General features: G+C 75.7%; 3 protein-coding genes. All 3 read right to left on the bottom strand.

Going from position 1 to position 12,665, the window contains the following annotated elements; translation table 11 throughout:
- Positions 1-96: 96 nt before the first annotated feature.
- Genes HNR23_RS22235 through HNR23_RS22225 form a run of 3 tightly spaced genes read right to left on the bottom strand, consistent with a single transcriptional unit; the run spans position 97 to position 12,664 of the window.
- Entirely contained in the window at positions 97-1,170 is a 1,074-nt protein-coding gene (locus HNR23_RS22235; RefSeq protein ID WP_184078396.1) for a 3-deoxy-7-phosphoheptulonate synthase, read from the bottom strand.
- Positions 1,170-2,579: an MDR family MFS transporter gene (locus tag HNR23_RS22230; RefSeq protein WP_184078394.1), complete on the bottom strand. Its 1,410-nt coding sequence runs from the start codon at positions 2,577-2,579 to the stop codon at positions 1,170-1,172. Before HNR23_RS22230 ends, HNR23_RS22235 begins: the two co-directional genes overlap by 1 nt.
- Positions 2,576-12,664, bottom strand: coding sequence for a non-ribosomal peptide synthetase (locus HNR23_RS22225; protein ID WP_184078392.1), 10,089 nt, complete (start codon positions 12,662-12,664; stop codon positions 2,576-2,578). The genes HNR23_RS22230 and HNR23_RS22225 overlap by 4 nt, the downstream gene beginning before the upstream one ends.
- Position 12,665 lies beyond the last annotated feature (1 nt).

The following is a 12,665-nucleotide window of genomic DNA, read 5'->3' as shown; positions in this document are numbered from 1 at the left end:
GCCGCCACCCCCGGGCGCCGCGCCACCGCCGCCTTTTCCCTGGCAGCCGGTATACCCGCTGACCTCGCGGGACTACCCCCGTCCCACGGGCACCTCCTAGGGGGCGGCGCCGGAGGTCGACGCCGGTCGGTCGGCCTGGTCGGCGACGGCGCGGGGTGAGCTCCTGCGGCGGCGGGAGGCCAGGGCGAGGTGGTCGAGGAGAGGGACGGTGCGGGACCAGCCGAGGCAGGGGTCGGTGATGCTGAGGTCGGGGCGGAGGGTTGCGGCTCCCGGGTCCTGTCTTCCGTCGGACAGGTAGGACTCGATCATGACACCGGCCAGTGAGTCGTCGCCGTCGGCGATCTGGGCGGCCAGGTCGGTGATGACGTGCGGCTGGCGGTCGTGGTCCTTTCCGCTGTTGCCGTGGGCGGCGTCGACGACGAGGCGGTGCGGCAGGTCGGCCGCCGCGAGTGCGGAGCGGGCCTGGGCGACGCCGGTCATGTCGTAGTTGGGGGTCGGGCCGCCGCGGAGGACCAGGTGGGCGTCGGGGTTTCCGGTGCTGTCGAGGGCGGTGAGGCACCCGTCGGGTGACACGGTGGGGAGGGTGTGCGGGTGGGCGGCGGCCTGGACCGCGGCGATGGCGGTGTCCAGGCGGCCGGAGACGCAGTTCTTCATGCCGACCGGCATGGGGAGCCAGGAGGCCAGGTGGCGGTGGGGCTGGCTGGCGACGGTCCGTGCGCCGACGGCCGCCCACGACACCGTGTCGGCGACGTACGGGGCGAGGGCGGGGTCGACGAACTCGTAGGCGAGAGGCAGGCCGGTGGCGGCGGCGTCGGTGAGGAAGGACCGGCCGAGCCGCAGGCCGGTGGCGAGGTCGCCCTTGCCGTCGAGGCCGGGGCAGGCGATCAGGCCGGTCCAGCCGGTGATGGTGCGCGGCTTCTCCAGGTAGGCGCGGAAGACGAGCACCAGGTCGTCGGCGAGGCGCCGGGCGGCGTCGGCGAGCAGCCCCGCGTATTCCAGGGCGGCGGCGGGGTCGTGGACCGAGCAGGGGCCGACGACCACGAGCAGGCGGGGGTCGCGTCGGTCGAGGACGGCGGCGACGGTGGCGCGGTGGTCGGCGACGGCGTCGGCCGCCGCAGGGGTCAGCGGGTGGGCCGCGGTGAGGGCGGCCGGTGTGGGCAGGGGATGCATCACGGTTTCCTAGCGTGGGTCCGGGGCAGCCTGGTGGCCCCGGCGGCGGCGAGCAGACAGAGGCCGACGACCCACCAGAAGGTGTCGGCGAACGCCCCGGCGATGTCGGGGCCGTGGGCGGAGAGGCGGTCCTGCAGGACCACGGCGAGGGCCGCGGTGCCGACGGCTCCGCCGACGGTGTTGAGCAGGTTGAGCGCCGCGGATGCGCGGGGGAGGTGGTCGGGCTCGATACGGCTGTAGACGATGTTCATGACGGGGGCGCCGATCATGGCCATCCCGAGGCCGCGGACGACGAGCGCCGCGGCGATCGCTCCGTCCGCAAGCCCGTGGTCCAGTTGGGTGAAGGGGACCGTCCCCAGGAGGATCAGCACGATGCCGGTGACCACCAGGGTCCGGGGGGCGACCGCGTCGATGGTGCGGTTGACCAGTACCGCCCCCGCGGCCGCGCCCACTCCCTGCGGTGCGAGCAGCAGGCCGGCCTCCCACGCCGACAGGCCGCGGCCGGTCTGGAAGTACAGCGGGAGCAGGAACATCGTGCCGAAGACCGACGCGCCCAGGACGAGCAGCGCGAGGGCGGCGGCGCCGAACGGCGGCCGGGCGAAGAGCCGGGGGTCGATCAGCGGGGTCCGGCGGGTCCGCAGCCCGTGCACGGTGAAGCCGACCAGCATCGCCGCGCCGGCGGCCACCCCGATCGCGGCCGGGAGGGTGCGGCCGTGGGCGGCCTCGGTCAGCCCGTACACCAGCACGGCCAGGCCAGGGGAGAGCAGCGCGGCCCCTCGGAAGTCGAACGCGGTGCGCTGCGGCGACGGCGCGATCGCCGGCACGTGGCGGTGCGCGAGCAGCACCGCGGCCACCCCGATCGGCAGGTTGACCAAGAACAGCCACGGCCAGGGTGCCACGCCGAGGATGGCGCCGCCGACCAGCGGGCCGAGCACCGGGGACAGCAGGGGGACGACCGCGACGATGCTGATCACCCGCCCGGTGCGCGCCGGGCCGGCGATGCGGGCCAGCAGCGCCTGCCCGGTCGGCGGCAGCAGGCCGCCGCCCAGACCCTGGATCACCCGGAACACGATCAGGCTGGTCGCCGACCAGGCCAGCGCGCACAGCAGCGAGCCGAGGAGGAACACCCCCACGGCGGCCAGCCAGGTCCGCCGCGCGCCGAACCGGTCGGCGAGCCAGCCCGAGGCGGGCACGGCCGTGACGACGGCCAGCAGGTAGGCGGTGGAGACCCACTGGATCTCGGTGACGGAGGCGTCGAACTCGCCGGCCAGGGTGTCGATGCCGACGCTGACGATGGTGGCGTCGATCGTGGCCATGAAGGTGCCGAGCACCAGGATGGACGCGATCCCCAGCAGCCGCCGGTCGACCCGGTCGGTGGTCGCGGCGGTGTCTCTCGTGCTCCCGCTCATCGGTGCCCCAGGAGGTCGTGCACGTCGCCGTCGAGGTGGTCGCCCAGTCCGCGGAGCAGGTCGAGCAGTTCCTCGGCGAGGCCGCCGACGTCCGCTCCGGCGCGGTGGGCGAGCACGCCGGTCCAGCCGTCGCCGTCCGGCATGACCGTCAGGGTCACCGGGTGGTGGGTGGCCTCGCGGAACCGGGTCCCGACGACCGTGAGCCCGGGGGCGGGTTCGCGCAGGCGGTCCGGGTCGACCGGGTAGTTCTCGAACACCACGAGGGTGTCGAACAGCCTGCTCCGACCGGTCACCCGTTCCAAGTCGGACAGGGCGACGTGGTGGTGCTCGACCAGCGCCCGCTGCCGGGCCTGCAGGTCGGCGAGGGTGTCGGCGAGCGTGCCCGCCAGCCGGGCCCGCACGGGCACCGTGTTGGCGAGTAGCCCGATGATCTCCTCGACCCCCGGAAGCTGCGGCGGACGGTTGGCGACCATGGCGCCGAGGCAGACGTCGGTCCGGCCGGAGCGCCGGGCCAGTAGCACCGCCCACGCGCCCTGAAGCAGGGTGTTGGGTGTCAGTCCGCGCCGTGCGGCGATGCGGGTGAGGTCGGCGACCAGCGCCGCGTCGAACGTGATGATCGCGGGCTCCTGCCACGCGGGGCCGACGTCGCCGCCGCCCAGGTGGTCGCCTTCGGCCACGCCCTCCAGCTCGGCGGCCCAGGCCGCGAGGTCGGGCTCGTGGTCGGCGCGCCAGCGCAGGTAGTCGGCGAACGGCACGGGCGGGGGCAGGTCCGGCACCTCGCCGCGCACCCGCGCCGTGTAGAGGGCGAAGAGCTCGGTGAGGATGCGCGGTGCCGACCAGCCGTCGGAGAGCACGTGGTGGCTGGTCAGGACCAGGTCGGCGCGCTCAGGGCGGTGCCGGATGACCGTCAGCCGGAGCAGTGGGCCCTCCGCGAGGTCGAACGGCTCGGCGAGGTCGGCCGCCAGCACCTCCTCGGCCGGCCCGTCGGCCACGCGGAAGTCCGGCCGGGGCGACGCGGGGATCACCGCCAGGTCGGCGGGGAACACCGCACCCAGGTTCGGGTGGCGCGCCATCAGGTCGGCACCGGCGGCCCGCAGGGCGTCGAGGTCGAGCTGCCCCGCGAGCGAGAAGGTCGACTGCACGGTGTAGGGGTCGGGGCGCTCGGTGCGCGAGTGCCGCAGCATCACCTCCTGCAGGGGAGTCAGCGGCTGCACCTCGGCGACCGGGCCGCCCCGGTCCAACGCCCCGGCCTCCGGCGCTGCGGCGGTGCGCAGCAGCGCGGTCCGCAGGTGCTCGGCCAGGTCCTCGATCTCGGCCGCCGTGAACAGCGCGCCCGGCCAGGTGATCCGCACCCCGAGCGCGTCGTCGCGCACCAGCGCGTTGACCATCAGCCCGTGCGGCAGGGGCATGGCGTCGGGGGCGCCCGACCCGAGCGGGTCGGCGTCCGGGGGCGCCTGCCACGGCGTCTCGGTTTCCGGGGCGCCGGCGAAGCGGCCGAGGTAGTTCCAGGCGACCTCCGGCTCGACGGGGTCCAGCAGACCCGCCGCGGTGAGGATGCCGTAGCCCAGGCCGTCGCCCTGGGCGCGAAGCCGCTCCCCGACCGCCTTCGGGTCGTCGTCGGCGTCGAGCAGCACGGGGTGGACGGCCGTGAACCAGCCGACGGTCTGCGACAGGTCGACATCACGCGGGCGGCCGTGGCTCTCCAGCGCGACCAGCAGCTCCGGTGTCCCGCGCCAGGCCCGTACCGCCTGGGCGAGTGCCGAGAGCAGCACGGCGTCCGGCGTGGTGCGGTGTGCGGCGGGCAGCACCGTGATCAGGGCGCGGGTCGCCGCGGCGTCGAGGCGGATCTCGTGGTGCGCCGCGGTGCCCGCGGTGTCCCGCGCGGGATCCAGGGGCCGGGCCGTCGGCCGGGCAGGGGCCATCCGCCGCCAGTGCGGCAGCTCGGAACGCCGGTCGGTGGCGCGCAGCGAGCGCGCCCAGCCGAGGAACGACTGCCCGTGGCGCGCGAGTCGGCCGCCGGAGTAGGCGTGCTCCACGTCGTCCAGCAGGATGCGCCAGGACACGCCGTCGACGACGAGGTGGTGGGCGACGAGGACGAGTCGGCCCGGCCGGTCCGGTCCGGCGTCCACCCAGATCGCCCGCAGCAGCGGGCCGGTGCGCGGGTCCATCGAGGCGCGGGCCGCCGCGGTCCGCTCGTCGACGAGGGTGCGCAGGTCGCCCGTGGCCGCCACCCGGGTCAGCACGTCGGCGCCGGTCACGGCGCCGACCGGTGGGATGCGCAGTGCGTCGCCCACCAGGTGGGCGCGCAGCACGTCGTGGCGGGCCAGGACGGCGTCGAGGACGGCCCGCCAGGCCGCCTCGTCGCCGCCGGGCGGGACGCAGATTTCCGCCCACTGGCAGAACCCGTCCGCGGCGGTGCCCGCGCGGCGCAGCAGGTCGCGCATGATGGGGGTCAGCGGCGCGTCGCCGACGGCGGGGGCGTCCCCGCCGTCGAGGGCGCGCGCCCGCGCCGCGATCCCGGCGATCGTGGCGCCCTCGAACACGTCGCGGGCGGTCAGGCCGAGCCCGTGGCGGCGGGCCCGCGACACCACCTGCAGCGACACGATGCTGTCCCCGCCGATGGCGAAGAAGTCGTCGTCCAGGCCGACGGCCGCACCGGCACCGCCGGTACCGAGGATGTCGGTGAAGATGCCGAGCAGCACCTCCTCGGCCCGGGTGGCGGGTTCGCGCCGCTCGGCGGCCGCGGCCTCGGGGGCGGGCAGTGCGGTGGGGTCGAGCTTCCCGCCGGGGCTCAGCGGCAACCGGTCGAGCGGCACCAGGGCGGTGGGCACCATGTGGTCGGGAAGCCGCTCGGCCAGGTACGCGCGCAGCCGCTCGGTGTCCGCTGCCGCGGCCGCTGCCGCTGCCGGGGCGGCGCCGTCGGTGGGGATGACATAGCCGACGAGCCTGCCCTCCCGTACGATCACCGCGCAGGCGCGCACATCGGGGTGGCGGGTCAGGGTGGACTCGATCTCGCCGAGCTCGACCCTGAAGCCGCGGATCTTGACCTGGTGGTCGACGCGGCCGAGGAACACCAGCTGCCCGTCGGGCCGCCACCGCACGAGGTCGCCCGTGCGGTACATCCGCTCCCCGGGGGCGCCGAACGGGTCGGCGACGAACGCGGCGGCGGTCAGGCCGGGGCGGCCGATGTACCCGCGGGCCAGGCTCGGCCCGCCGAGGTACAGCTCACCCGTCACACCGGCGCCGACCGGCTGGAGCCCGCCGTCCAGGACATAGGCGCGGACGCCCGGGTCGGGGCGGCCGATCGGCAGCGGGCCGGGGTCGTCCGGGTCGTAGTGCCAGGTCACGGAGTTGATCGTGACCTCGGTGGGCCCGTAGGCGTTGAACAGCGCCCGGCGGCCGGCACCCCAGCGCCGCGCGAGCGCGGGGTCGAGGCGCTCGGCGCCGACGACGAAGAGCACATCGGGGTCGACCGTCCGGTCGTCGGGCATCGCCGCCAGGAAGGACGGCAGCAGGTTCACCCCGGTCACCCGGTGTTCGACGATGTAGTCGAGCAGTTCGTCGCCGGGGACGCGCACCTCCTCGGGGGCGATCACGGAGGTCCCGCCGGACAGCAGCGGCACCATGGTCTGCCAGAACGCCACGTCGAAGCCGGTCGACGCGAAGTGCAGGTAGCGGTCGTGCTCGGTGATGCCGACGACCTCCTCCTGCAGCGCGATCAGGTCGGGCACGCCGCGGTGGGGCACACCCACGCCCTTGGGCCGCCCGGTGGTACCGGATGTGTAGATGACGTAGGCCAGCGCGTCCTCGGTGAGGGCGGCCCGGGCTTCGACCGGGTCGGTGTCGGGCGCGGACGCGAGCGTGGCCGGGTCGTCCAGCCGCAGCACCGGGATTCCGTGTTCGGCCGGCAGGTCGGCGCCGGTCGTCAGGGCGGCGGCCGGGGCGATGTCGTCGAGCATGTAGGCCAGCCGGTCCCGCGGGTAGTCCGGGTCCATCGGCACGTACACGGCGCCGGCCTTGGCGATGCCGAACAGCGCCACCGTCATCTCGATGTCGCGCCCGAGCAGGACCGCGACCGGGTCCTGGGGCCGCACCCCCCGCTCGATCAGCGCGTTGGCGAGCCGGTTGGCCTGGCGGTCCAGCTCGGCGTAGTCGAGGCTGCGGTCGCGGCAGACCAGGGCTTCGGCGTCGGGGGTGCGGCGGACCCAGGCGGCGAACTCCTCCAGCCAGTGGCCGCGGACCTTGGCGGGGGCGGCCCCGGTTCCGGTGCTCAGCATCCGCTCCCGCTCGTCCTGGTCGAGCACGGGCAGTCCGATCGCGGGCCGCCGCGGGTCGTCGACGATCTCCCGCAGGATGTTGCGCAGCCATCGGCCGTAGTCGCGCACGGTCGCCTCCGCGAAGGCGCCGGGCTGGAAGCCCAGGCCGATGGTGATCTCGTCGTCGGGGATCACGATCACGGTCAGCGCGTAGTGGGTGGCGTCGGTGATGTCCACCCCGGCCAGGTCGAGCCCGGGGGCGAGCGGTGTGCGCTTCCGGCTGGACAGCGGGAAGTTCTCCATCACCAGCATGGTGTCGAACAGCTCGCCGACGCCCACCGCCCGCTGGATCGCGGGCAGGCCGACATAGTGGTGGTCGGTCAGCGCGACGCTCTCGGCGTGCACGCGCGCCATCAGGTCCCCGGCGGTCTCGTCCCGGGCGTGCCGGACCCGGACGGGGATGGTGGTGCCGAGCTGGCCGATCATCGACTCCACACCGTCGACCTCGGCGGGTCGGCCTGACACCGGGCAGCCGAATACGACGTCGCGGCGCCCGGTGAGCCGGCCCAGCAGCAGGCCCCAGGCCGTCTGGAGCACGGTGGTCAGGGTGACGCCCCGCTCACGGGCGAAGGCGCGCAGCCGGTCGCTGAACGCGCCGCCCAGACCGAAGGTCACGCGGCCGGGCCGTTCGACGCCGGTCGCGGTGCTCGCCGGTGCCAGCCGCGTGGCGTCGTCGACGCCGGCCAGGGCGTCGCGCCACGCCGCGAGGGACGCCTCCGGGTCCCGGTCGGCCAGCCAGCGGAAGTACTCCGACACGTCGGCGGCGGCGGGAGCGCCCGGGCCGCCGCCGAGCTCGGCGTAGATCGCCAGCAGTGCGCGGCCGACCAGCGGCATCGACCAGCCGTCGAGCAGCGCGTGGTGGTTGGTGATCACCAGTTTGTGCTCGTCCGGGCCGGTTCGGGAGAGCAGGAAGCGGATCAGCGGCGGCCGGGCCGGGTCGAAGGGGCGCTCCAGTTCGGCGCGGGCGGCCGCCTCGAACCGGTCGTCCCGCCGCCACTCCAGGGCGGCGTCGGCGGGGACCACCTGCACCACGTCGTCCCCGACGGGCGCCAGGTACACGCGCAGGGCCGGGTTCCTGCGCAGGAGCTCCCGGGCGGCCGCGGCCATCCGATCCGGGTCCAGCTCGCCGGCCAGCGTCGTCACCGCCTGGACGACGTAGACGTCGGCGTCCTGTTCGTCGCGGATGAGGGTGTGGAAGGAGAGGCCGACCTGCAGCGGTGTGGCCGGCCAGACGTCCTGGACGGGGCCGGTGCGTTCGAGGGCGTCGATGGTGTCCTGGTCGAGGTCGACCAGCGGGATGTCGGAGGGGGTGAGCCCGCCGGCTGTGTCCCGCGCGTGCTCGGCCAGCGCGTCCAGCGCCGCGGCCCAGGCGTCCTGCAGGGCCGCCACCGCCTCAGGGCCGATCACCCCGGTCGCGGCCGTCCACTCGACGGCGAGCCGGGGCGCGCCCTCCTCGTGGACGAAGCAGTTGAGGGCCAGCACCTGCTCCAAGGCCTTGCCGTCGGGCTCGATCACGGAGAAGGCGTCCCGCTCCGGCAGGCGCCACCCGGTGCCGGACAGCGGGGCGAACCGGCCCAGGTAGTTCAGCAGCACATCCGGGGCCGGGGTGGCGGCCAGCTCCGGCCCGGCCTCCGGGTCGAGGCAGCGCAGCACCCCGTAGCCGATGCCGTTGCCGGGGACGGCGCGCTTGGCCTCCTTGGCCTCCCGCAGCACCCGCCCCACGTCGCCGCCCGCCGGTCCGGGGAGTATGGGGACACGGACCGGGTACTCGCTGGTGAACCAGCCGACCGTGCGGGACAGGTCGAGGTGTTCGCGGCCGTGCCCCTCCATCGTGACGGTCACGGCGTCGCCGGACACGCCGCGATCCCGCAGCGCGAGCACGAGCGCGGCCAGCAGGACCTCGTCGACGCCGGCACGGTAGGCCGCGGGCAGTGTGGTCAGCAGCGCCTCGGTGACCTCGGGTGCAGCCACCGTGACCGACCTGTGTGCGGTCGACACCGTGTCCCGCTTCTCATCGAGCGGACGGTCGCCCAGGCGGGTCGCGGAACCGAGAGCGGTCCGCCAGTGGTCCAGTTCGCCCCGGTACGCGCCGCTGCTCCCCTGCTCGGCGAGGAGCAGGGCGTGCTGCCGCCAGGACGCACCCGCCGGGGAGAGTGTGCCTCCCGTGCAGGCGGCGTGCAGGTCGGGCAGGAGCACCCGCCAGGACACGCCGTCGACGGCGAGGTGGTGTACGACCACGACCAGCCGGTCGGGCCCGCCGTCGCCGGTGCGGACCAGGGCGGCCCGCAGCAGGTCGCCCGACCGCGGGTCGAGTTCGCCCGCCAGGCGCCGCGCCACCGCTTCGACCCCCGCTCCACCGACCCGGTGGACCTCGTGGACCTTGTGGACCTCGTGGACCTCGTGGACGACGGCCCGGACCGCACCCCTGGGCGGGACCTCCAGGCCGTCGCCGACCCGCAGCCGCAGCGCGTCGTGCCGGTCGAGCACCGCCTGCACGCCTCGGACCAGGTCCTCGTGTCCGAGGTCGTCGACGCGCAGGGCGGTCCACTGCGCGTAGGAGGCGACGGCGCTGGCGTCCGGGTGCGGGTCGAGCAGACCGCGCACGATGGGAGGCGCGGGCACCTGCCCGGTCGGTTCGTCGACCGGGGCGGTGGTGTCCGCCACCCGCCGGGCGGAGGCGGCCAGGGCGGCGAAGCTGCGGCGCGCCAGCAGGTCCCGGGGCCGCAGCTCGATACCCGCCGCCCGCAGCCTGCTGCTGACCGTGATCGCGGTGATGCTGTCCCCGCCCAGCGCGAAGAAGTCGTCGTCGGCGCCGACCCGGTCGACCTCGAACACCTCGGCGACCGCCGCGCACAGCAGCCGCTCCCGCTCGGTACTCGGTTCCCGACCGCCGCCGGCCGCCGCGGGCGCGGGCAGCGCGGCGCGGTCGAGCTTGCCGTTGGGGGTGAGCGGCAGCTCGTCGAGCACCACCACCGCCGAGGGCACCATGTGGTCGGGAAGCCGCCCGGCCAGGTGGGCGCGGACGGCGTCCCCCGTGAGCGAGCCCCCGGTGCCCGGGGCGGGCACGACGTAGCCGACCAGCCGGGACGACCGCACGGCTGCGGCCGCCGCCGCGACCCCGGGCACCGAGCCCAGGGCGGCCTCGACCTCGCCGGTCTCCACCCGGTGGCCGCGGATCTTGACCTGCCCGTCGCCGCGTCCCAGGTACTCCAGGCCGCGGCCGGGCACCCACCGGGCCAGGTCGCCCGTGCGGTACATCCGCTCGCCCGCGGGGCCGTAGGGGTCGGCGACGAATCGCTCGGCGCTGGCCCCCGGCCTGCCCAGGTAGCCGCGGGCCAGGTGCCCTCCGGCCAGGTACAGCTCGCCGACCGTGCCGTGCGGTACCGGCTGCAGGGCGGCGTCGAGGACGTAGGCCCGGGTGCCCGCGAGCGGGTGGCCGATCGTCGGGGTCTCGCCGGTGATCCGCGCCGCGGTGCTGTCCACGGTCGCCTCGGTCGGCCCGTAGATGTTGCGGGCCGCGACCCCGGAGTCGGCGATCCGCCGCCACAGCGCGGGCGGCGCGGCCTCGCCGCCGAGGACCAGCAGCGTCGGCCGCCGGTCCAGCAGTCCGCCCTCGACCAGCGGTGCCGCCATCGACGGTGTGGTGTCGACGATGTCGATGGCGTCGCGGGCGTGGGCGGCGAGCAGGGCGTCGGCGTCGCGGCAGGTCTCGGTGTCGTAGACGTGGAGTTCGTGCCCGCACAGCAACCACACCAGGTGGTCGAACGCCGAGTCGAAGGCGAAGGAGTAGGTGTGGGCGGCGCGCAGCCGCCGGTCGGCGGCCCGCTCGGCCTCGGCGACGACGGTCGACCGCTGGTGGTGCAGGAGGGCGGACAGCCCGCCGGACCGGCCGAGTACGCCCTTGGGGCGACCGGTCGACCCGGAGGTGTGGATGACGTAGGCCAGGTGCTCGGGGTGCCGGGGCGCGGCCAGCTCATCGGCCCGCAGCGGCGCGCCGGACCGCCCGGCCGCCTCGTCGACCAGGTCGCCCCAGGCGAGCCCGTCGACCGACTCGACGGCCGTCACGACCAGAGCGGGGCGGGCGTCGGTGATGAGCTCGCGCAGCCGCTCGGGCGGGTGGGCGGTGTCCAGGGGCAGGAACGCGGCGCCGGCGTCCAGCACCGCCAGGAGGGCGCCGACCAGGTCGGCGGATCGGGGCAGCGCCAGCGCCACGACGTCGTCGGGGCCGATGCCGCGGGCGCGCAGGGCACGGGCCAGCCGGTGCACCCGGTCGGCCAGCTCCCCGGCGGACCACCGGTCGTCCCCACACACCAGGGCGGTGGCGCCGGGGTCGGTGGCGACCATGGCGTCGAAGGCGGTCGCCACGTCGACCGGGGTTCCGGGCGGGGCGGGCGGTGTCCACTCCGCAGGCGGCCCGGCAGTGCCGACCGTGCCGCTCGTGTCACCGGCCAGGGGGATCCGGCCCACGGGCAGGCCGCCGGTCAGTCCGGCCAGCAGCGCCCGGAACCCGGCCAGCTTGCCGTCGACCGCTGCCTGGTCGTCGGTCAGGGCGTCGACCTCGAAGCCGAGCAGCAGGCCGCCGTCGCGGCTCGGCAGCACGCTCAGGCCCATGTCCTCGGGCGGACCGCCGGCGACATTGCGCATCACGCCCCGCGCCCCGGCGAAGTCGATCTCCAGGTCGAACGCCTTGAGGTTGATGCCGCGCCCGTGCAGCAGCGCGCCGGCGCCGGGCGCCGAGAGGTCCCGCGGCAGGTCCTCGCCGCGGTAGCGCTGGTGTTCGCGCATCTCCCGCATGGCGGCGGCGACCCGCCGGCTCAGCTCCCCGAGCCCGTCCCGGCCGTGGACGTCCACCCGCAGCGGCAGCACGTTGACCGCCATCGCGGGGGTGCGCAGCTGGGCCGGTCCGACCCGGCACATCAGCGGCAGGGCGAAGACCACGTCGTGGCGGCCCAGCATGCGGTGCAGGAACGCGGCGTAGCAGGCGACGAGTGATTCGCCCCAGGTGACGCCTTCCTGTTCGGCGAAGGCGCGCAGCCGCGCCGTCTCCTCGGGGGTGACGGTGGCGCGGGCGGTCAGGGTGCGGTCGGGCGGCCCTGCGGAGGTGTCGGTGCCGCCGAGGTCGGGCAGCGGGGTGAACCGGTCGACCCAGTACGCGCGGTCCGCGGCGGCCTGGTCGCTGTCCCGGTAGGCCCGGTCGGCGGCGACGAGGTCGGCGAACGCGCCGAAGGTCGACGGCGGCGGCTCGGCCCCGCGCACCAGGGCCGTGTAGTGGGCGGCGGTGCGTCGGGCCAGCATCGCGGCGGTGTACCCGTCGAAGACGAGGTGGTGGCCGAGCTGGGTATACCAGACCTCGCGCTCGGACAGCCGGATGACCGTGCGGGTGTACAGCTGTCGGTCCACCATCCCCCGGCATGCCTCGGCGGCCTGCGCCCGCTCGGCGTCGACGAGCGCGGTGGCCGCGGCCGCGGGGTCGGCCTCGCCGCTGACGTCGACCACCTCGGGCGTCTTCACCGGCGCGTCGTCGACCGCCTGACGCGGGCCCGACGGGGTGTCGTACACCCGCAGCCGCAGGGCCTCGGCCTCGTCCGTGGTCGCCCGGACCGCCTCGGCCAGTGCACGGGCGTCGACCGGCTCGTCGCCGGAGACCTCCACCACGTCGCCGACCAGGTAGTAGGGGGAGTCCGGTTCCAAGCGCTGTGCGTTCCAGATCCCCGCCTGGGCGCCGGTCAGGGGGAGCAGTCCGTCGGAGGGCACGCTCGGGGTGGTCAAC

Origin of the sequence: Nocardiopsis mwathae, from assembly GCF_014201195.1 — a bacterium.
GTDB lineage: Bacteria > Actinomycetota > Actinomycetes > Streptosporangiales > Streptosporangiaceae > Nocardiopsis_C > Nocardiopsis_C mwathae.
This window is presented reverse-complemented; position numbering and strand designations above follow the sequence as displayed.

Coding starts and splice junctions, on each gene's coding strand:
- HNR23_RS22235 (WP_184078396.1), bottom strand. CDS start 1,170: ATGCATCCCCTGCCCACACCGGCCGCCCTCACCGCGGCCCACCCGCTG.
- HNR23_RS22230 (WP_184078394.1), bottom strand. CDS start 2,579: ATGAGCGGGAGCACGAGAGACACCGCCGCGACCACCGACCGGGTCGAC.